The organism is Nostoc sp. (genome assembly GCF_036917095.1).
Taxonomy (GTDB): domain Bacteria; phylum Cyanobacteriota; class Cyanobacteriia; order Cyanobacteriales; family Nostocaceae; genus Nostoc.
Genome location: NZ_JBALFH010000043.1, coordinates 1 through 19,901, shown reverse-complemented (window position 1 = coordinate 19,901; position 19,901 = coordinate 1). Strand labels below are relative to the sequence as shown.

The 19,901-nt window shown below is 41.4% G+C and carries 20 protein-coding genes and 1 pseudogene; 7 read left to right on the top strand and 14 right to left on the bottom strand.

All coding sequences use genetic code 11. The annotated features are described in order from the left end of the window. Positions 1 to 2: 2 nt before the first annotated feature. Positions 3 to 638 (bottom strand): hypothetical protein, encoded by a 636-nt coding sequence (locus V7L01_RS24075; protein ID WP_335039144.1) that lies wholly within the window; start codon positions 636 to 638, stop codon positions 3 to 5. Between the two features lie 136 nt (positions 639 to 774). Between V7L01_RS24075 and V7L01_RS24070 the strand changes: the two genes are divergently transcribed. After that, on the top strand, positions 775 to 1,206 hold the full coding sequence (locus V7L01_RS24070; RefSeq protein ID WP_335039142.1) for a biotin carboxylase: 432 nt from the start codon (positions 775 to 777) through the stop codon (positions 1,204 to 1,206). A gap of 262 nt (positions 1,207 to 1,468) precedes the next feature. On the opposite strand, the gene V7L01_RS24065 is transcribed toward V7L01_RS24070, so the two are convergent. The 3 genes from V7L01_RS24065 to upp all read right to left on the bottom strand — a co-directional run bounded on the left by V7L01_RS24065 (position 1,469) and on the right by upp (position 2,962). Further along, positions 1,469 to 1,747 carry a YggT family protein gene (locus V7L01_RS24065; protein ID WP_335039315.1) on the bottom strand — a complete coding sequence of 93 codons (279 nt, stop codon included), beginning with the start codon at positions 1,745 to 1,747 and terminating at the stop codon, positions 1,469 to 1,471. 135 nt (positions 1,748 to 1,882) lie between these two features. Then, positions 1,883 to 2,236 (bottom strand): hypothetical protein, encoded by a 354-nt coding sequence (locus V7L01_RS24060; protein WP_335039313.1) that lies wholly within the window; start codon positions 2,234 to 2,236, stop codon positions 1,883 to 1,885. 75 nt (positions 2,237 to 2,311) lie between these two features. Beyond that, entirely contained in the window at positions 2,312 to 2,962 is a 651-nt protein-coding gene (upp, locus tag V7L01_RS24055; protein ID WP_335039140.1) for a uracil phosphoribosyltransferase, read from the bottom strand. 386 nt (positions 2,963 to 3,348) lie between these two features. Between upp and crtH the strand changes: the two genes are divergently transcribed. Next, on the top strand, positions 3,349 to 4,860 hold the full coding sequence (crtH, locus tag V7L01_RS24050) for a carotenoid isomerase (RefSeq protein ID WP_335039138.1): 1,512 nt from the start codon (positions 3,349 to 3,351) through the stop codon (positions 4,858 to 4,860). Positions 4,861 to 5,163: 303 nt separating this feature from the next. On the opposite strand, the gene V7L01_RS24045 is transcribed toward crtH, so the two are convergent. Next, positions 5,164 to 5,796: a DUF1003 domain-containing protein gene (locus V7L01_RS24045; RefSeq protein ID WP_335039136.1), complete on the bottom strand. Its 633-nt coding sequence runs from the start codon at positions 5,794 to 5,796 to the stop codon at positions 5,164 to 5,166. A 207-nt stretch (positions 5,797 to 6,003) separates the two neighbouring features. Between V7L01_RS24045 and V7L01_RS24040 the strand changes: the two genes are divergently transcribed. Beyond that, entirely contained in the window at positions 6,004 to 6,135 is a 132-nt protein-coding gene (locus V7L01_RS24040) for a hypothetical protein (protein WP_335039135.1), read from the top strand. 150 nt (positions 6,136 to 6,285) lie between these two features. Here the strand turns inward: V7L01_RS24040 and V7L01_RS24035 are convergent, their stop codons facing one another. After that, positions 6,286 to 6,744, bottom strand: coding sequence for a hypothetical protein (locus V7L01_RS24035; RefSeq protein WP_335039133.1), 459 nt, complete (start codon positions 6,742 to 6,744; stop codon positions 6,286 to 6,288). A gap of 201 nt (positions 6,745 to 6,945) precedes the next feature. After that, positions 6,946 to 7,176 carry a hypothetical protein gene (locus tag V7L01_RS24030; protein WP_335039131.1) on the bottom strand — a complete coding sequence of 77 codons (231 nt, stop codon included), beginning with the start codon at positions 7,174 to 7,176 and terminating at the stop codon, positions 6,946 to 6,948. 67 nt (positions 7,177 to 7,243) lie between these two features. On the opposite strand from V7L01_RS24030, the gene V7L01_RS24025 reads away from it, so the two are divergent. Further along, positions 7,244 to 8,587, top strand: coding sequence for a serine hydrolase (locus V7L01_RS24025; RefSeq protein WP_335039129.1), 1,344 nt, complete (start codon positions 7,244 to 7,246; stop codon positions 8,585 to 8,587). Between the two features lie 324 nt (positions 8,588 to 8,911). Here the strand turns inward: V7L01_RS24025 and purT are convergent, their stop codons facing one another. The 4 genes from purT to V7L01_RS24005 form a co-directional block, all read right to left on the bottom strand. Further along, a complete protein-coding gene (purT, locus tag V7L01_RS24020; RefSeq protein WP_335039127.1) occupies positions 8,912 to 10,075 on the bottom strand; it encodes a formate-dependent phosphoribosylglycinamide formyltransferase in 1,164 nt (387 codons plus the stop codon). 65 nt (positions 10,076 to 10,140) lie between these two features. Continuing rightward, positions 10,141 to 10,623, bottom strand: a complete 483-nt coding sequence (locus V7L01_RS24015) for a pentapeptide repeat-containing protein (protein WP_335039125.1) — start codon at positions 10,621 to 10,623, stop codon at positions 10,141 to 10,143. A 102-nt stretch (positions 10,624 to 10,725) separates the two neighbouring features. Continuing rightward, positions 10,726 to 12,351, bottom strand: coding sequence for an ABC transporter permease subunit (locus V7L01_RS24010; RefSeq protein ID WP_335039123.1), 1,626 nt, complete (start codon positions 12,349 to 12,351; stop codon positions 10,726 to 10,728). A 44-nt stretch (positions 12,352 to 12,395) separates the two neighbouring features. Beyond that, positions 12,396 to 13,346 (bottom strand): ABC transporter ATP-binding protein, encoded by a 951-nt coding sequence (locus V7L01_RS24005; protein WP_335039121.1) that lies wholly within the window; start codon positions 13,344 to 13,346, stop codon positions 12,396 to 12,398. Positions 13,347 to 13,576: 230 nt separating this feature from the next. On the opposite strand from V7L01_RS24005, the gene V7L01_RS24000 reads away from it, so the two are divergent. Continuing rightward, positions 13,577 to 14,197: a hypothetical protein gene (locus V7L01_RS24000; RefSeq protein WP_335039120.1), complete on the top strand. Its 621-nt coding sequence runs from the start codon at positions 13,577 to 13,579 to the stop codon at positions 14,195 to 14,197. 101 nt (positions 14,198 to 14,298) lie between these two features. Here V7L01_RS24000 and V7L01_RS23995 read toward each other — a convergent pair. Continuing rightward, positions 14,299 to 15,174 (bottom strand): annotated as a pseudogene (locus V7L01_RS23995) (mechanosensitive ion channel family protein). A 522-nt stretch (positions 15,175 to 15,696) separates the two neighbouring features. Here V7L01_RS23995 and V7L01_RS23990 point away from each other — a divergent pair. Further along, positions 15,697 to 16,971: an APC family permease gene (locus V7L01_RS23990; RefSeq protein ID WP_335039118.1), complete on the top strand. Its 1,275-nt coding sequence runs from the start codon at positions 15,697 to 15,699 to the stop codon at positions 16,969 to 16,971. Positions 16,972 to 17,110: 139 nt separating this feature from the next. On the opposite strand, the gene V7L01_RS23985 is transcribed toward V7L01_RS23990, so the two are convergent. Together V7L01_RS23985 and rppA are read right to left on the bottom strand one after the other, a co-directional pair. Continuing rightward, on the bottom strand, positions 17,111 to 18,391 hold the full coding sequence (locus V7L01_RS23985) for a sensor histidine kinase (RefSeq protein WP_335039116.1): 1,281 nt from the start codon (positions 18,389 to 18,391) through the stop codon (positions 17,111 to 17,113). A 234-nt stretch (positions 18,392 to 18,625) separates the two neighbouring features. Beyond that, the gene (rppA, locus tag V7L01_RS23980; RefSeq protein ID WP_322736136.1) at positions 18,626 to 19,306 is read right to left on the bottom strand and encodes a two-component system response regulator RppA; all 681 of its coding nucleotides are present in this window, start codon (positions 19,304 to 19,306) and stop codon (positions 18,626 to 18,628) included. A 52-nt stretch (positions 19,307 to 19,358) separates the two neighbouring features. Between rppA and V7L01_RS23975 the strand changes: the two genes are divergently transcribed. Beyond that, positions 19,359 to 19,661, top strand: a complete 303-nt coding sequence (locus V7L01_RS23975; RefSeq protein ID WP_335039114.1) for a hypothetical protein — start codon at positions 19,359 to 19,361, stop codon at positions 19,659 to 19,661. Positions 19,662 to 19,901 lie beyond the last annotated feature (240 nt).

Here is a 19,901-nt window from a genome sequence, read left to right as displayed (position 1 = left end):
CTTCACTCCTTTTGAGGCCAGCGCCAGTTATAGCGATTCCATTCGTAGATTCCTTGAATTTCATACTCAGCGCCGTTGAAGAAGCGGACGACGCAATTAGTCGGGGAATCATCGTGTAGGCGTAGCTCGTCGTAGACATCGCTAATTTCCTCGACCTTAATCACCATACAGGGAAACCATTCGCGCTTACAAGGGCCATCTTCTTGCACCCATTCCCATAGTGCATTAGAAACTTCAATGCGATCGCCTACTTTCAGCTTGAGCGCATCTTCAAAATAAGAATACTTATCAAAATGATATGACTCAACACGATTCAGCCACTGTAAACCATAGCGTTGCCGAATAAATTGTACCGATCCAGAGTCATTTTCTAGCAGCCAGTCGTTGAGTAATTGTACTTTCCAAGTGCGGTTGCGTTGTTCTTCATCCTTCACAAACTCTAAAAATGCTTCTAACTCCTCTGGGGTAAGTTCGTCTAAGGGATTAGCAATATCTGACGCCCTTGAGGGAGAACTTCCCTGAATTTGCTCGACGATTTGCAGTAATATCTGTTTCTGCGTGTCAGTGAGAGGACAACTTGCTGCATCACAATCATTAAAGGCTGCAAGCATAGCTGCTTCAATCTCATCTGGAGTCATAAGTTAATAGCAATTAAGGGTTTATTTCCCTAATTATTACAAAGGTTAAATTAAAGTCTCCAATCCCCTTGTAGTTGAATTCAGGTAAGCTGAGGTTATAAGTTACATATTGTTGGATTCAGTCACGGGGTCTTTTATGCGGTTACGCTCACTCACGGTCGTTTTTATTTCCTGTCTAATCGCTTTTCTCTCGTGGGCGATCGCTCCCCCAGCTTTAGCGTTGACACAGATTAAATTATTTGATGTTTCCTATAAAGATTGTCCATCAGAACTAGCACAAGGGGCTGTTATCAGTAGTGGTAGCGCGGCTGCCAATTGTTTTCTTGTCGTTGGCAAAGCAGAAAATGGTACTAATAAAACAGTCTACGACGCAGATATTTTCGGACGCATCTATGATGCCAACAATGACTCGGTAATGCAAAACCGCACTCGCTTAGGTTCTATTACTGAGATACCACCAGGCATTAGCGATTTTGAATTGAGAATTTCTGTACCTGCGAATCAACCTACTCCGTTGAAGCTGAAGCAGTTCAAGGCTGCCGGGTTTAGCGGCCAAGTGCGTAGGTAATACCAATTTTGTTTGGATTTGAGATTTTGGAGCCAGTGTATTGGTGTGAGTGTTAGCGAAGCGTGGGAGCAACCCAAACAAAGAGCGATCGCTAAAAACTATTTTCAGTACAAAAAACTATTTATTACGCTCAAATACCTATTAATAGATAGAACTATTGACTATACCTGATGAGTAGTAACGCTAATGAACTACTCCCTATAAAAATTGTAGAGACGCTTTTATCATAGGCGTCTCTACAAAAGTTTTATTGGCGTACTAATCAGTATCCCTGTACGAATGGCAGACGACCTAGTGTTCTGAGTAATTCCCCAGCTAAATTTAGTACTAAGAAAGCTAAGATCGGAGAAAAATCCATCCCGCCCAATGGGGGAATAATTGAGCGGAACAGATTCAGATAAGGGTCGGTTATCTGGCCCAAAGCAGCAAATGGCTGGTTATACCAGTCGATTGTTGGGAACCAGGTCAGCAAAACCCGAATAATTAGCAAATAGCTATAAAAGGTAATAAAGGTAGCTAGTGTTGTAATCAGTAAATCCAGAGGATTCATGGATAGTTTGGTTTCCTGCGAAGTGTTAAAAGCGGTCTTATCTTTGATTTTAATTTAGTCCATGTCATCGTGTCTGTGGATTAGACACTTATCGCAATTGACACTTTCACTACATCTGAACAAATCTCAGGAGTCTTTAGTGACGGAGCGGTCATTGGTTGCTTGGGGCGAACCGCCATTTACATTACCCAGTTGTTTTCGCACTTCATCAATTGTGGCATTAAGCTGGGCAATTTTATCTTCTAGCGATCGCCGGGCCGTTTCTATACCAATACTCTCACTTTCTGACGCTTTCATCTGACGCCGCTTTGCTGCTATTTTCTTAGCTTCGACTTGGCTATCTGTCAGTTCTGTCTCCTCCTCTGCGAGCAATTCTGGCTCGCGTCGAGAAGCAATCAGTGCTCCGATAACACCGCCAAATACGCCACCAACAAATGCCCCTGCTAAAAAACCACTGCCAAAACCATCTCGCTGACTCATATCTTTACCGCCTTCAACAAACCTTGCAACTTTTACAGTAGTTATGCTATTTTCCTGCCCTAGCTGCATACTAGCTTAAGTCCCAAAGATGCGATCGCCTGCATCTCCCAATCCCGGTACAATATACCCCTTGCTATTCAGTTTTTCGTCAATAGTAGCAGTGTAAATTATTAAACCTGGATAAGCTTCACTCAGTTTTTGCAAAGCTGGTGGAGCCGCCACTACACAAACAATCCGCGTCAGGGCTGGATCGGCACCCCGTTGTGTCAATTCTGCCATTGCAGCCATGATCGACCCTCCAGTTGCCAACATTGGATCGGTAATTAACACTCGTGTTTCGGGGTCAAATTTTTCTGGTAACTTGTTCAGATAACAATGAGGTTGCAGTGTCTCTTCGTCTCGTGCCAAGCCCAAGTGGTAAATCGATGCTAAAGGCAGTAAAGTCTGCGCTCCTTCTAGTAATCCTAGTCCAGCCCGCAGAATCGGCACTACTGCTACTGGTATCTGCGGATCGATCACCGTTGCTGGACAGGTATCCAAGGGACTCTGCACCGCTGTTTCTTGGGTCGGCAACCAGTCTCGCGCAGCTTCATAAGTCAGCCATCTTCCCAACTCAGTCATAGCACTGCGAAATAATACTGAAGGTGTGCCTGCATCACGGGCAACTGCCAGCCAGTGTTTGATCAAGGGATGAGGTGGAACATAAACGCGCAATTGTAGCGTCATAGCCAGAAATAGGGGCCTTTTTATTGTATAAGAACTGAAACACCATAATACTCTTTCCTGCATCCGGCTGACAGCTAATAATTAACACTCTAAATTTTATTGATAAAAATTTTCATTAGCAGTTGACATTAATTCTCAATCAAGGCTATATTGTTATACAGTGTTCTCCTCTCTTTTAAGGATCGGCAGACGGGATTAGCCAGCAGTAGCAGGCTCGTCCCTCTTTTTTTTGATTGGTCATTGGTCATTAGTCATTAGTCATTGGTCATTGGTCATTTGTCATTAGTTAAATTAAATATCGATTGACTCTAGACTAAAAACAAATACTTCTCTACGAGACGCTACGCGTTAGCGGAGCTTTCGCTTTAGCGATAGGCTCAGGACAAATGACAAAGGACAAAGGACAAATGACAATTGATGCGATCGTGATTGGGTCTGGGATTGGCGGATTAGTAACAGCGACCCAGTTAGCGGCGAAGGGAGCGAAAGTGCTGGTACTGGAACGTTATTTGATTCCAGGTGGTAGCGCTGGTTATTTTGAACGCCAAGGCTATCGATTCGATGTTGGCGCATCAATGATTTTTGGACTGGGACAGAACGGTACTACTAACTTACTCACCCGTGCATTATCCGCTGTAAATGTCAGCCAAGAAGCGATCGCAGATTCAGTGCAGATTCACTATCATCTACCCGGAGGTTTAGACCTGAAAGTTGACCGGGTTTATGAAAAATTTTTGCAAAATCTTACTGCTCATTTTCCCCATGAAGAACAGGGGATTCGTCGCTTTTATGACGAATGCCAAAAAGTATTCAAGTGTCTCAATAGCATGGATTTGCTGTCGCTGGAAGAACCTCGGTATTTACTGCGCGTATTTTTCCAGCATCCTTTGGCGTGTCTCGGTTTAGCTAAGTATCTGCCTCAAAATGCCGGGGATGTGGCGCGACGCTATATCAAAGACCCGCAATTATTGAAATTTATCGATATGGAATGTTATTGCTGGTCGGTGGTTCCATCAGATATGACACCAATGATTAATGCTGGGATGGTCTTTTCTGACAGGCATTATGGCGGAGTTAACTATCCTAAAGGCGGAGTCGGACAAATTGCCCAAAAACTGGTGGAGGGTCTAGAGAAGGCTGGAGGTAAGATTCAGTACCAGGCAAGAGTGACGAAAATTCTTACAGAACAAGGAAAAGCGGTAGGTGTGCAACTGGCTAATGGTAAAGTATATCGGGGTAAACGCATAGTTTCTAATGCTACACGCTGGGATACATTTTCACAATTACTACCAGCAGAAGAAATGCAAATTAATGAGAAAAAGTGGCAACAAAACTATCAAAAATCTCCAAGCTTCTTGAGTTTGCATATGGGGGTAAAGGAGTCAGTTTTACCTGCGGGGACAGAGTGTCACCATATTTTGCTGGAAGACTGGGAAAAGATGACAGCAGCAGAAGGCACAGTTTTTGTTTCGATTCCCACCTTGCTTGACCCGGATTTAGCACCAAGTGGATATCACATCATTCATGCCTTCACGCCTCACTGGATTGATGATTGGCAAGAACTTTCTCCAAGTGAGTACGAAGCGAAGAAAGAAAAGGCAGCTTGGCGAATTATTGACCGCCTAGAGAAGCTTTTTCCCGGTTTAGATGCCGGATTGGATTATTTAGAAGTGGGAACACCGCGCACCCATCGCCGCTTTTTGGGTCGTGAAGATGGCACATACGGGCCAATTCCTCGGCGCAAGTTATGGGGTTTATTAAATATGCCTTTTAATCGCACAGCTATCAAAGGACTTTATTGTGTAGGAGATAGTACCTTTCCAGGTCAAGGTTTGAATGCAGTCGCTTTTTCTGGATTTGCTTGCGCCCACCGTATTGCCGTAGATTTAGGATTTTAATTACAGAAACAGCCTACGCAAAAACCTAGTAAGCGGATAGCGTTACTAGTGAAGCTGATAGCTACACCAACAATCTGAGTAACTCTCAATACGGTTCAGTTAAGAAAGTTATCTGTTAAAGCAAGTTCTTTGAGCAGAGGTAGAGGAAAGTACTGGGAAAGCAAGAGTATTTAAATTTAATCTCTTCACTTTAAGCGCCTCCAAGCCACCTCCCCAGCTTATCTAAACCAGATTGAGATTGGTAGCAAATACAATCAAAAAGTTACTAATTTTAATGCTTTTGCTAACACAATATTAAGCTTTTTACTCTCGATCTGCTATTTTTTGGTTTTGAAAACTAGCTAACTCTGATGCTAAAGTCTCTTCTAACGCATCTAGAATCGCTTGCGGATCGACAGCTTCCTTCATTATTTGGGCCTGCGGATCGGAGCGATTTTTGACATTGGGAATATCTTGGCGTAATTCTTCAACTAAAGCGATAAGTTTTGCGATTTTTTGCTCAGAAAGCAGGTTAAGCTGAAGGCTAAGTTGCGCCCGTTGCTCTGCTAATTTTTCCTGACGCTCTTGTTTTATCAACACTCCTGTTGTGACTAACAGGGAACCTGCGGTCAGTGAAAATTGTAGCCAATAAAATGGCGGTGGATCGAATCTTGTTATTCCTAAACGTCGTGGTAAAACATTGGGTGTTATCCACAGAATAATTCCTAACAGGATGCTATACAAGAATACTGGACGATCAAAAAAGGCTGTTACTGTTTCTACAAATCGTTGATGTTGAGGTATGTCTTTTTCATAACGTCTGTGCAGGGCAATAATAGTCTCGATATTTTGACTAATCGCTTCCGGCAATGGGGCAGTGGGCAAAATGGTTTGGTAAGGCGCTGAAGCTGATACTTGTGGTGAATCTTTTGGATTTGGTTTATCTTGGGAGACCATGAACAGTTTTCTTGTATTACTGATTTCTCTAAATCAATAACTCAAGTTTTAGCTAAATATGTATACTTTTAGGTAGAAAAATATATGAAAGTACCTATAGACAGATTCTGGCAGATTGCTATTGCTGTTGAATCAAGCAAAGATATTGAAACAGAATCATAGCATCAAATTTCTTGTTTCAATATTGTATTGAGACTAAACGCCTCAATGCCCAAATCCAACGTCCAGTCAGCGCTGTTGCGATCGCGTACAGGGGCGCTCAATTATTTGAAGGAAACACTCCAAACAATTAAAGGGATTAAGTCACCAGAGGCTGTGTTTGTAGCTGCTAGTAAGTAGGGGAGGAAACTGCAAACCGCATAGGTAAAATTGAAAAAGTAAAACTACTGTCCCACCAAGGTTTCAGCATCAGCTTGAGCGGTGCAAAAAAATGGATAAAGTCGAGCTTAGACGATATTTTAATTGAGATTGCAAGTCAAACGTAGACAGTTAATTTTTGGAAGTTGAAAAGTTTAATTCCTGTTCAATACTTCTACTATCTTCATACATATTTGTCACTCTCAAATCATTACTTGGACAGCTAATATCTTGAGATATTTGCCCTTGATACCTAACTTGAGTTTTTGTACCGAATGAAACAGATTTAGCACATGATTTATATGGTAATTTTGTCAATGGTTCAGCGGATGAAATATCATTGAAAAATTTCGTAGCTGTGGCCAATTTTATTTCACCTGCACCGTTTCTGTTGCAAACAGTATAAGTTGCTTTTCCGGATGGCAATAGGTGAATTCTATATTTGCAGGTATTTGTAGAGCCACTATTAATAATAACCGCTGGCTGTTTTTGATTTGGAGTTTGTGCAAGTATTTTCAGAGGCAAAACACATAAGGTTGTAGCTAACAATACAGAAGCTAAACTAATTGTATATATGTGAAAAGCTTTCATTTTTACCTCACATTAATTTTTTGAGTTATCTAATTAGACCAGAACTGATTTGAGATATCTTATGCAGCAAAAAAGTCTGCTATAGCAATTGCTTGGTTAATACTCGATTAAGTATTATTAAATTTGCGATCGGCGCAGTTCCTAAACAGAAATTATGGTTATTTTTTAAAACTATAGTTGATTGTATACTTTTTAGATATGTCATTCTGATGTCAATGTTATGTCAGGATAAGACTTATTTTTTATGTGGGATTCCTGTCGAATATCTACTGTAGATTTCGCAAGAAAAGCTTTCAGTGACACAATTGTGGCATTGCGATCGCTGGAAAAACAGCCATTAGCCGCGATAGGCAAACAGATTTGCGCGTGGATGCGGGAGGTTACGCCTAGAGACCAGTCAACCAGTGTTTCCATACTTACAAAACTTTTCATAATTGTGCTTTAATGGTGAGCGGTTTTTGTTTTTCAAGAATTTTCCTCACACACAAAGCGATCGTCAATGCTCCTCACACACAAAGAAAACATTTTAAAATTTAGCTGGCTTTTACCCAGTTTCTTGAGCTTGTTTCTGTTTGGCTCCACTGTCAAAGCTGCTACGCTCGCAAATTGGCATTTTGATAGCAATCGCAATCATCTGGACTTCACCACAGATGAGAATGTTCAACCGAAAGTACAATTACTTACTAACCCTAATCGTCTGGTAATTGATTTATCTGGAGTTACATTAGGATATCCACAGACTAGTCAAAGAGTGGGGTTAGTAATTAAAGACATTAGCATCGGGCAGTTTAACGCACAGACTACCCGCATGGCAGTTACTTTAGCACCGGGTTACACCTTTGACTTAGCACAGGTAAAGTTACAAGAGGAATCCCCTAATCATTGGTCTGTGCAGTTACCCAAGCCATTACCACTGACTGCAACCCAGCCGAAATATCTAGAAATAACTCCGAGTATTTCTCCAACTCCAACAGTGAGTGATAATAGCACTCTGTTTGCTGGTGTGGTTCCGATGCATTCACCGATGAAAGCGCTAGAACCTCAAATTAAAGCCTTGATGAATCGCTACAGTTTTCTGAAAACAGGAATGTTTTTCCTAGATTTAGATACTGGAGATTATTTGGATATTGGAGGCGATCGCGTTTTCCCAGCTGCTAGTACAATCAAACTGCCAATTCTCATCGCCTTTTTCCAAGATTTAGATGCTGGTAAAGTCACTCTTCAGGAAAATCTGACCATGCGGCGTGACTTAGTTACCAATGGTTCTGGAAGTATGCAATATGAGCGAGTTGGTAAAAAGTACACAGCTTTGGAAACCATCACTAAGATGATTACCATCAGTGATAATACTGCCACCAACATGATTATCGATCGCTTAGGTGGAGCGGCGAAACTAAATCAGCGCTTCCGTAGCTGGGGACTGAAAGACACAGTAATTCGCCATCTTTTAGCTGACTTGAGAGGAACCAACACCACAAGTTCTCAAGATATGGCGCGGGTGCTGGCTTTAGTTGTGAACAACAAGCTAGTTTCTTTACAGAGTCGAGAACAAGCCTTGGATATTCTGCGTCACACCACAATTCACACACTGCTTCCCGCAGGTTTGGGGAAAGGTGCAGTTATCGCTAACAAAACCGGAGATATCGGGTTTCTCATCGGCGATGCGGGATTTGTTACTATGCCCAATGGTAAGCATTACCTGGCGGCTATCTTTGTCACTCGTCCTTATAAGGACACAAGAGGGAGAGACTTTATCCGTCAAGTTTCCCGATTAGTTTACGATTATTTGGATCAGCCGAATCCAGTTGCTGCGGTTGATTCGCCTAATAGTGTTACGAGATAGCAGCGTAATTGGCGCTTAGAAACCGCGTCTACACAAACAAAACCCACCTCCGTGGGTTAAAAAACCTTAATTTTCTGTGAGTCCGCGGAGGCGGGCTTTGCCTCTATAGCCGCGAATTTCATTCGCCCAGGCTTAAGTTGACAATAATGACACCTTAAGACCCTATAGTAATTCTGACTTTTCACGTTATGTGGAAAAGCGCACGAAAAACCTAACCCTCTAACCCTTCCCGACGCGGGAAGGGGGAAAATTCAAAATCTCTCTCCTTTTAGGAGAGAGATTTAGAGAGAGGTTTTCCAGATACCGTGAAAAGTCAGATAGTAATTAGATAATCGTGATTTTACTTGCGGCTCTAGTAGCTTTTTCCCTAGCCTCTTGGACATTATCACCCTTCGCTAAAGCTACGCCCATTCGCCGATAGGGATGAGCATTAGGTTTACCAAATAATCTAATATCTACATCTTTTTCTGACAAAGCATCGGCTACACCAGCAAAACCAATAGAATCAGATTTTTCTGAAGCTAAAATTACTGCACTTGCTGATGCTCCTAGCTGTTCTATATGAGGAATTGGCAAGTCTAAAATAGCTCGTAGATGTAGTTCAAATTCATTGAGATTTTGTGAGATTAATGTTACCATTCCCGTATCGTGAGGTCTAGGGGAAAGCTCTGAAAAAATCACTTCATCCTTGGTAATGAAAAATTCAACGCCAAAAATTCCGGCTCCTCCTAAAGCATCAGTAACTTTTATGGCTATTTCTTGAGCTTTTAATATCTTATCTTCAGAAATTACTGCGGGTTGCCACGACTCTTGATAATCTCCTCGTTCTTGACGATGACCAATAGGAGAACAGAAAATAGTGGGTGCATTCCACTGTTTAATTGTCAGTAAAGTTATCTCAATTTCAAAATTAATAAATTCTTCTACTATGACCTTTTGACTGTCTCCTCTAGAATTAGCGATCGCATAATTCCAAGCCTTCTCAACTTCACTCTTATCCTGGACTACAGACTGACCTTTACCAGAGGATGACATTACAGGTTTAACAACATTACCAAACCCAATTTCATCAGAAACTGCAATCAATTCTTCTAGAGTTGTTGCATAACCATATTTAGCCGTTCTGATACCCAATTCTTGATGTGCCAGTTCCCGAATTCTGTCGCGATTCATTGTATAGTTAGTAGCAGCCGCAGTCGGTATAATTGTAATCCCTCGCTGCTCAAATTCAACCAGCTTTTCTGTTCTGATTGCTTCAATTTCTGGTATAATAATATTTGGCTGGTGTTTTGTCACTACAGCTTCTAAATCATCAGCACTAAGCATAGAAATAACTTCATAAGCATCAGCAACTTGCATCGCCGGAGCATTAGCGTAGCGGTCAACGGCAATTACATAATTACCAAGACGTTGAGCTGCGATCGCAAACTCTTTGCCTAGTTCTCCTGAACCCAACAACATCAATTTTTGGGGCAACTTAATACTCATTAACTTATCCAGGTCAATATCAATTCAATCATTTTATAATTTTTTGTGTTTTCATTACTAATTTTTCAATAATTAAATATAGCTCCGCGTAATTGTAAATCTTGACGTTGCAGATAATTTAAACCAGTACCTACGCCAAGCTGACACTTATCTACTATAGTTTCTAACCAAATAGTCTCGTTCAGAGTTGCACCTCGCAAATCTGCATTTGTCAGGTTGGCTTTCGTAAAATTTACAAATAAGAGGTCTGCATTTACTAAACTACTACCTTGTAAATTTGCTTCTGACAAATTCCCTCGAATAAAGTTTACTCCATCTAAAATTAAACCAGATAAATCTGCTCCAATAAGATTAGGAAATTTTAACTGATTGGGATATTTGAAAAACCGCATTATACAGATGATATTGGCTTCATTTAGTTGTATTTTGGTTAAAAAATCATAACGGGCTATACCCAGTTGCTTAAGAATTTGTAGACGTTGTGGTGGATTTTGTTCTAAAAACTGGATAGCTGTGTAGCGTAGGTCTTGAGTCGGCAGATTTAGCATGATTATCAGATTGTCGTGATACTTGTGCTAATTAAAAGTTTAACCTTAATGTAAAACCCCGACTTCTCAAGGAAATCGGGGTTCTAATGGATAACTATTTACTTAGCGTCCTGCCAATAATGCTTTCGTAGCAGATTCGCCTGCTAATCTCACCTGTCTTGTCAACTGGAAGTTTAACAACGCTAGAACACTCAACTCAGCTAGGAATGCCATAAAAATTGTTGTCGCCCCAGAGTATTGTATCGCTATCCAAGGATAAGTTGAAAATAACCAGACAGTAGGATATTTGAATGGGGAGATATCGATAAGTTGTAGAATTATCGATGGTAAGAACATTGCAGCACTTAAAGTCCCAATTGCCCAGAAAGAACGTTTGGGAGTTTTCAGCAAAAGTATCAATTGGGTGATAGTAGCATAAATCATCATTATGCTGATAGACAAAGGTATAGCTAAAAGTACTTTAAACCTGTCAATATTGTTATCCAGCCAAGTTTGATCGTTGTTTGGATCAAAAACAGATGTAAATGAAATCCAGACTAGCCAGGGGATAGTAGCAATTGTAAGATTAATTGCGATCGCCACGAGTGCAGGGCTTTTTTCGGCCCAAATTAAATCGTGCCAAGCACTCTTGTGACTAGAAACTACCTGATGTCGATATCTTGCCCAATCTTGCACATTTTGACGGTGAGGGGAAAGAACTGCAATTAAACTAAAAATCAACACGAAGTTGTACGATGCTAACAAAATATAATTTTCCCCAACCTGTCGATCCCATGTGTAATTATTTCCACCATTTTGTAGGGTAAAACCCCAGATCATTAACTGTGAAAAGGCTACTAGTAAATAACTTTGCTTCTTGCTAATTATTGAGGCTTGAGGATTACGGAAGCAACGTTTAAGAACTTGCAAAATACCGTAACTGCATACTCCCAAGTTTAATAAATGGAAGCCAACAACACTAAGAAGACTTGTCCCTAATGGTAAATAGAAAAACTGCAAGTTTTTCAGGGGAGAAATATTAGATAGATGGAATAACTTTGGAAATAGATAATTAATTATATCCCAAAGACTAAGGAGCCTGATCCAAGCAGTTGAATTATTTAAATTTATGCTATCAGACAATGCCAGCACCATCGTTGTGAACAAAAAAGTCAAAACTACACCAGTACCTAACAAAGCTAATAAAGATTGAACGCTGCTAAACGAATGACTAAATAAGCCCAATAGGAGGGCCGCACTGTAGAAGAAAATACAGCTAGCAGCAAGAATTGCGTAGTAACTCAAAATGTAACTAAAGGCAATTTTGGCAGAAAGCCCAGCCCACAAATGTAAAGGAACTGCTACTAAGATCGGGAGATAAATTAAACTCGGAACTCCTAGCAATTTCCCAATCAATATACTTGTTTCTGATTGGGGACTGAGACGGATGAAATTCAACGTACCGCGAGTTTCTTCTTTAGCTAAATCGTTGATTAGCAAATAAGTTCCGGTAACTAATAGTGTAAATATAAAAACTACACTCAGTGTTAGGAATATATGTTCCCAACCGTCTTGCCACAAATTATCATCGGCAAATTCGTGTAACTGATACGATGAAAAAACTACCCATTGTAGTAGTAAGGATACTGTAACTGCGATCGCAACATTAGAAAATTTCAGTCGTCCTTTGAGTTCGCGGAATAGTTGCGGATTCCAATCGCCGATTTTATCTATTAAATTGAGCATCATAGGAAAAAATTCTCCAAAAATTGGGAGTGATATTTATTGACGTATCAAGATGCTTGTTTGTGACCTAATTTTAAGAAAATACTTTCTAAGTCTTCTTGCGTGCAGTGAAAATCAGTCAGGGGAATGCCTGCTTTAATGAGCGATCGCAACAACTCAGCACTATCTTCATCTTTGCCCGAAAAATTTACCCGTACACTGTTTTTTACTGATATAACTTCCCACTCTTCTACTAAAGGATGATGTTTAAGTTCGCTCAAAAGTGTCTCTAAGTTCCCCAGAGTTGATATCACAATTTGCTGATGAGCAAGACGTTGATAAAGTTGCTGTAGGGAGGTACTTTCTACCAAAAAGCCAAGTTCCATAATTCCTACAGAAGTACAGAGTTCCGCTAGATCGCTGAGAACGTGGGAAGAAATGATTACAGTCATCCCAGCTTCTTGCAAAGCCTTAATGATTTCACGAAACTGCATCCTAGCAATGGGGTCAAGCCCAGAAACAGGCTCATCTAGTAGTAGTAAAATTGGTTCGTGGATAATGGTTCGCGCTAAACTTAAGCGCTGTTTCATCCCCCGCGACAGAGTAGAAATCTGACTATTACGTTTATTCCCAAGTTGGATTAGTTCTAAAACTTCATGTAAGCGTTGAGTGCGGCGTGGTTCTCGTAAAAGGTACAGACGCGCAAAATAATCTAGGTAGTCCCAGACTGTTAGATCCTCATATAGGGGATAGTCATCGGGTAAGTAGCCTAGACGACGCTTGAGCTTGGGGTTACTCTTGTCACGGATTAAGCGATCGCCATTAATATAAATCTCACCCGTAGTTGGTTCCTCAGCAGTTGCCAACATTCGGATGAGAGTTGTTTTACCCGCGCCATTCGGCCCAATCAATCCATATACTTCCCCCGCCTGGATTTCTAAATCAACATCATTGACAGCAACGTGCCGATCAAATTGCTTAGTTAGTCCACGGGTGCAAATTGCTAATTCTTTTACCATCGCTGCTGGGGTGCGGCTTGTGATTAACAGCTAACCTAACTTTTTTTACAGCTTTTGTCAGGATGGTTTCAGAAATTGAAACTGGGTTTATATAAAGTTGCTTTGAGTCATGGGCATTATTTACCCTATCTTCATTAAAGTTTTAAATAATACCAATTATTAAGTTTTGCAACGGTGAATACTAAAGCTAGAAATCTCTAGGTCTTTTGAGTTAATCAGGTAAAAATTGTATGGATTTTGAATCGATTATGAATATGCCTTTTATCTGGCAAAATATTGTTAGTGCGATCGAAGAAGGTAGAGAGTGGGGGGAAATATTTCTCAACGATTCAAGCTGGAGCGGCGATAAAGAGCAAATGTTAAATCATGCTATATATGAGTCAACACTTTGGTCTGTGGGGAACGGAATTGCTAGTGGTGTTGTTGGGGTAGCTGGGATACCGTTTGAAATTGTTAGTACACTCTATGCCCAAGTAAAGCTGGCATCTACTCTTTTCGCCATACATGAAATTGACACCTACAGCGAATCTGCACGACTACTAGTTTTAGCTGCTGCGGCTGGAGTTAGTGTATCTGAACTGGCTAATCAATTAGGAACTCAGGTAGGAACTCAAGTAGGATCGCAAGCTATTCAAAAAGCTTTGATGTCCATTCCTGGTAAAACTTTTGCTGAGATAAACAAAGCTTTAGGAATTAAGTTAATCTCCAAAGCAGGCGAGAAAACTTTAGTCAACATAGCAACAATGATGCCTTTTATAGGCTCTGCGATCGGTGGTACAGTAAATGGAGTAATTATGAATGCTTGTGGACATTCAGTGATTGCCTTCATCAAGGTTTGGAATAGGTCATAATTTAGCAAAAGTAGGTAAGGCATACGCCCTACCTACTTATTAATTCTTATTCTGCTATTTAGAAAACTTTGCAAATGAAACCTTGACTTTTTGCTTTAGTGTCAAGTTATTTCTGATAGTGGTGGAATGACGTTATTAATCCCATTACCAGATGAACCGCTAATTGCATAACGGTATTCGGGAACTGGATATCCAGCCTCACCAAAGGTTTCACGGATAGCTTTATTCGTGTCGAAGTAAACCTGCCAGTAGTGGTCATTATTGCAATAAGGACGTACTGCTAGTACAGGCCCTGCAAAGTTGAAATTCTGAATTTCCACATCCGGTGCTGGATTTTGGAGAACATTAGGAATTTGGCTAATTTTCGCTTTCAAAAGTGCGATCGCTTCGTTGTGTTTCACATCATGATGGAGTTGAGCCACTAGATCAACCCGACGGTAAGGGTTGGCAGAATAATTCTGGATGTTATCAGCAAAGATTTTATTATTGGCGACAATTGTCAACACGTTATCAGGCGTATTGATATTAGTTGTGAACAGTCCAATTTCTGTAACAGTGCCTGTCACGCCTGCGGTGGTAATGAAATCACCAACTTTGAAAGGTCGAAAAACAATTAAAAATGCTCCGGCTGCAAAGTTGGCTAGTAAACCCCCCCATGCTGCACCAATTGCAATGCCTGCTCCTGCTAGCAATGCAGCAAAGGAAGTTGTTTCAACCCCAAAGAAGCCGAGAATTGCCACAACTAGAATAATTCTCAGTGTGACACCAATGATATTCAGAAGATAGTTAATGAGTGTTGGATCGACGTGTTGACCTCGGAAAGCACGTCGTACTAGCTTCAATCCAAAATCAATCAAGCGTTGAGCAATCAGCCACAGTGCGATGCCTGCGGCGGGCTACGCCTACGCACCTAAAATTTTCAACCCAAACTGAGTTAAAAGTTGGCTAGCAACTAAGCTAATTTGTCTAAAATCCATAATTTTTGTCTGTGAATATTAAATACAATAAACATACAAGAAATTAAATCAAAATGATATATCAATACTTTTTTTAATTTTTGCTGTAATGTGCAGCAGATAGGAAACTGTTCTCGGAGGATGTCTGAACAGTTTTGGGCAAATATAAATAAATGTTTTCTTGCGGGATTATCTACTTTTTGGCTTGTTGCTGTTTTTTTACTCCTTAATTCAAGTAAAGATGTCATAGATACTGGGATTTTCCAAGATTTAATCCTTGTCTGGCGTATCAATCTTTGCTCCCTATCTCAAATTTCTGCATAAATCGCGCTATGCCAGCAGGGCCAAGTTCTTTAGTCAAGGCTTTTATAGCGCTTCCTATGTTGGTGAAGTATAGCTAGACTTCATATATAAACCCTTTTAACTTTGAGGATGTGCCTCATTCGATCGAGAACCGCTATATTCCCAACCGCCTAATCTCAGCTTGATTATGTGCGTGTTGGTCAACGACTATGAGACTATCTATTCCTAAAGAGGTTACAGGTGTCAAGTAAAAAAATCGGTTTTTGGTCTGTGTGGGCATTGGGTGTAGGAGGCATTGTTGGTGGACTTTTTCCAGCACTGGGAGTAGTAATTCAAATAGCTGATGTAGGCGCACCACTAGCATTTGCGATCGCCGGGACAATAGCTTTGATAACTACTTATGCTTATGCAAAGCTTTCGGTAGCTCATCCATGTCGAGGCGGGACAGTAACCTTTTTAAATCAGGCTTTTGGTTCAGGGCTGTTTAGTGGGACACTGAATCTTCTACTATGGTTTAGCTATGTAGTCATGCTTTCCTTTTACTTACAGGCTTTTGGTAGTTATGGAGTTAGCCTGTTTACATCTACTCAACCTATTTGGAAGCATTTACTGATTAGCTTGGCAATTTTAGGGACAACTGGATTAAATCTACTAACTGCTAATCATATTGGTAAATCTCAAATCTGGATTGTCAGCTTCAAACTGGGGATTTTGATCCTGTTCATTACTATGGGAAGTAGTCATATCGACATTTCCCGTCTAGAACCAGTCTCAGTATCGTCGCTACAGTCAATTTTCGCAGGAGCAATGGTAATCTTCTTGTCTTATGAAGGCTTTGAGCTAATCGCCAATGCAGCAGAGGATCTTGTCAATCCCAAGCATACTTTGCCACGAGTTTATTACTCTGTAATCGGGTTCGTTATTTTGCTTTACGTTTTAATAGCACTGGTTACATTAGGAGCAGAACCAATAGAACAGATTTTGGCAGCAAAAGACTATGCTTTGGCTGAAGTTGCCAAACCAATTATGGGGCAATTTGGATCTGTTTTGATTACTATTGCTGCTCTTTTCTCAACTATCTCGGCTAGTAACGCCACACTCTACGGGTCAGCTCGTTTTAGCACTGTTATTGCTAAATCTAGGGGGTTTGACGTTGGTAGCCAAATGAATGGCATAAATCAATCTTCAATTGGCTTATTTCTTACTAGTGGTATCACTCTCATAATCGCCAATTTTTGTGATATAAGTCGGATCTCAACGATGGGTAGTGCTGGGTTTCTCCTAATATTTGCTGCGGTTAATTTAGCTAATGCTCGGATGTATCGTTATACGAAAAGCAAGCAGTGGATTTCAATTCTAGGGACTGGAATATGTTTGGTGGCACTAGGGATGTTAATTTGGTTTGCTTTGCAAACAGATCCACAAACTGTCTGGGTTTTAGTGTTGATGGTAGGAGTAGCTATATGCATCGAAGTAATCTACTACCTGTCAAAAAACCGACAGCTACACCTTTGAAGAAGCTTTGCTCAACTCTAAAATGTTTTTGTAATAGTCTACCTTTGGATTAATTTAACTTGAATTCGCGAACAGTGCCTTCTTTGTTAGCGGGTCGTTTGCTTGAGATTTTCATTATGAATGATCTCTTAAAGGTGATTTAGGAATGGCTCATAAACGGTAACTTTATCTGGAACGTCGAGCCTTTACCCTCATTGCTCATCACATGAATGTGACCGCCGTGAGCCTGGACAATTTGTTGAGCGATCGCTAATCCCAACCCAAATCCGCCGCTTTCTCTGGCACGTTCTGTATCAACTCGGTAAAAGCGATCGAAAATGTAAGGTAAATCTGCCTCTGGAATTCCAATTCCAGTATCAATAACCTGAATTACTGCCCGATCTGGGTGAGGTTCTAAGCGTAACCAGACAGTTCCACCAGATGGAGTGTAATTACAAGCGTTATTGAGCAAGTTTTCCACAGCTAGCCGCAGCAAATCGGGATCGGCCCACAACTCAATGAGTTGTTCTGGTAAATGGCTAATCAACTCGATCGACGCTTTTGCAGCAACAGTATGGTAATAAATAGCTAAATTCTCTAGCAAGCTATTAAGATTAACCTTTTTGAGAGATTCGGGAGTTAATTTTCCCTGATGCCGAGCCAACAGCAGTAGGTTATTGACCAAGGTACTCATCGACTTAGCGCTATCGATGATGTTCTCCACAGAGGGATGGATTTGGGGATGGTCTGCTGCCATTAGTAACCCAACTTGGGCATTGGTCAATATCGCAGAAAGGGGCGATCGCAACTCATGAGAAGCATCTGAAGTGAAGCGTTGTAGTTGATTATAGGCTTGCTGAACTGGTTGCATAGCTATGCCGCCAAGTACCCAACCTGTAAGTCCAATTAACCCCAGCGCTACAGGTACAGCCAACGTCAACATTAACTGAAATTCTCTGAGATCGTTTTGAGTTTCTGTCAGCGGGATAGCAACTTGCAGATAACCAATGACCGAATTTCCTCCTTGAACAGGTAGGGTGACTTGACGCAGCCAAAGCGTCTCACCTGTAAACTGGTCAACGGACTTAATCGTGAGAAACTCAGATGCTATTTCTAACTTTTCTGGAGGTGGAGTACCAAAAAACCGCTTGAGTTTTCCATACGGGTCATACCAGCGAACATAAACCAGTTCAATATCAGCAGGGTGAGAACCACTACCCAATAGCGGTATATTGCTCAGATCGACTTCTTTTTGTCCTCGATCCAGCCGATACTGCGAACTGGCTGCCATTAGCTCTGCTCTTTTATAAAGCAGTTGATCTAATGCTTTGAGCTTATCTTTTACCTCAAGATTGTAAATAACTCCTGCAAAGAGAATCAGAATGCACCCCATTGAAAGGGTAAACCAACGAGCTAAGTTACGACGACTGCGGTTAAACACAACTTATGATAATTCGTAATTCGTAATTCGTAATTCGTAATTACAAGACTTTTCGGCGTTGCATATTTGCGGGATGATTTTGCTAGTTTTGTGGGATGGGCATCTTGCCCGTCCCTTGTATTTCAGGGCGCTCGTGTCGCCCACCCTACAAGAATCATCCCTTTATTCAGCAACGCCGACTTTTCCAATAATTGAACTACACTATTTTCTACTCTGCGTTGCCACTATCAAGTTTCAAGATGGTTCTGGAGGGTTGAGGCGATAGCCCATACCGTAGACAGTTTCAATCCAATCTGCTGCTGCTAATGTTTGCAAACGTTGGCGAAGTTTACGAACTAGAACGGTGATTGCATTGCTTTCTGGTTCACTACCCCACTCCCATACAGCTTGCTCAATCTGGTTGCGAGTCAGGACTTGCTTAGGATGACGCATGAAGTACTCTAGCAACTGAAATTCTTGGCTGGAAAGGGATACGATCGCTCCTTGTCGCTCCAAAATTAGTCTATCGAGATGAAGTTCGAGGTCTGCCAAGCAGAGGGTGTCTCCTTGCCAAAGGGGCGATCGCCTCCTCAATGCCCGCACCCGTGCCATGAACTCCACGATATCAATCGGTTTGACGAGGTAATCATCAGCTCCGGCATCTAATCCTATGACTTTATCGGGTGTGGTATCTTTTGCCGTAATCATTAATACCGGAGATGTTTTTCCCGCCGCCCGATACTGTTGACACAAACTCACTCCACTAATCCGAGGTAACATCCAATCTAAAATTAGTAGGTCATATTCTTTTTCAGCCAAAAGCCATTGAGCAGTTTCACCATCCTTGACACCATCGACGCTGTGTCCAGCCTGAGAGAGAACCATTTGCAGCGGCATTAATTGCTTTGGATCATCCTCTACCAGTAAGATTTTCATCACCTTTGTGGGCTTGGGCTTATCTTAGTAAAATATAGCAGTTCTCACTTCGGTGCAATACAGTCGTCACCTCACCTCGCCTTTGACTGCCGTCAAAGTCTCCCCTCTCCGTACCTACGGTGTACACACAAGTCGTGAAATTCCACCTGACACTTGGTTTCGTCCTCTAGCAATAGGATTGTGCGATGGCGTACCCGCCCGCCGGAGGCGATCGCTCTGGAAGCTTGTCATTGCGAGGAGGAACGACGTTCGCAAGTGCGTGTCGCAGACAAGCAATCGCAAAAACTTACGGGATTATGTGATTACTTCGCTCCGTTATCACTGCGCTCGTAATGACAATTTAAGGGGTCTATAACGCCTGAAACCCTTTCAGATAGTACTTGTGTGTACACCGTAGTCTCCGAACTTCGGCTACAATACTGTCTGCCGACGAGAACAAATCATTGCTTTAATAATGAGTACGCCGAAATAACAAATGGGTACGCCGAAATAACAAATGAGTACGCCGAAATAGCAAATGGGTACGCCGAAATAGCAAATGGGTACGCCGAAATAGCAAATGGGTACGCCGAAATAGCAAATGGGTACGCCGAAA

Coding starts and splice junctions, on each gene's coding strand:
- V7L01_RS24025 (WP_335039129.1), top strand. CDS start 7,244: ATGCTCCTCACACACAAAGAAAACATTTTAAAATTTAGCTGGCTTTTA.
- crtH (WP_335039138.1), top strand. CDS start 3,349: ATGACAAAGGACAAAGGACAAATGACAATTGATGCGATCGTGATTGGG.
- V7L01_RS24035 (WP_335039133.1), bottom strand. CDS start 6,744: ATGAAAGCTTTTCACATATATACAATTAGTTTAGCTTCTGTATTGTTA.
- V7L01_RS24015 (WP_335039125.1), bottom strand. CDS start 10,623: ATGCTAAATCTGCCGACTCAAGACCTACGCTACACAGCTATCCAGTTT.
- V7L01_RS24005 (WP_335039121.1), bottom strand. CDS start 13,346: ATGGTAAAAGAATTAGCAATTTGCACCCGTGGACTAACTAAGCAATTT.
- V7L01_RS24030 (WP_335039131.1), bottom strand. CDS start 7,176: ATGAAAAGTTTTGTAAGTATGGAAACACTGGTTGACTGGTCTCTAGGC.
- purT (WP_335039127.1), bottom strand. CDS start 10,075: ATGAGTATTAAGTTGCCCCAAAAATTGATGTTGTTGGGTTCAGGAGAA.
- V7L01_RS24075 (WP_335039144.1), bottom strand. CDS start 638: ATGACTCCAGATGAGATTGAAGCAGCTATGCTTGCAGCCTTTAATGAT.
- V7L01_RS24040 (WP_335039135.1), top strand. CDS start 6,004: ATGCCCAAATCCAACGTCCAGTCAGCGCTGTTGCGATCGCGTACAGGG.
- V7L01_RS24060 (WP_335039313.1), bottom strand. CDS start 2,236: ATGAGTCAGCGAGATGGTTTTGGCAGTGGTTTTTTAGCAGGGGCATTT.
- V7L01_RS24000 (WP_335039120.1), top strand. CDS start 13,577: ATGGATTTTGAATCGATTATGAATATGCCTTTTATCTGGCAAAATATT.
- V7L01_RS24045 (WP_335039136.1), bottom strand. CDS start 5,796: ATGGTCTCCCAAGATAAACCAAATCCAAAAGATTCACCACAAGTATCA.
- V7L01_RS24070 (WP_335039142.1), top strand. CDS start 775: ATGCGGTTACGCTCACTCACGGTCGTTTTTATTTCCTGTCTAATCGCT.
- rppA (WP_322736136.1), bottom strand. CDS start 19,306: ATGAAAATCTTACTGGTAGAGGATGATCCAAAGCAATTAATGCCGCTG.
- upp (WP_335039140.1), bottom strand. CDS start 2,962: ATGACGCTACAATTGCGCGTTTATGTTCCACCTCATCCCTTGATCAAA.
- V7L01_RS24010 (WP_335039123.1), bottom strand. CDS start 12,351: ATGATGCTCAATTTAATAGATAAAATCGGCGATTGGAATCCGCAACTA.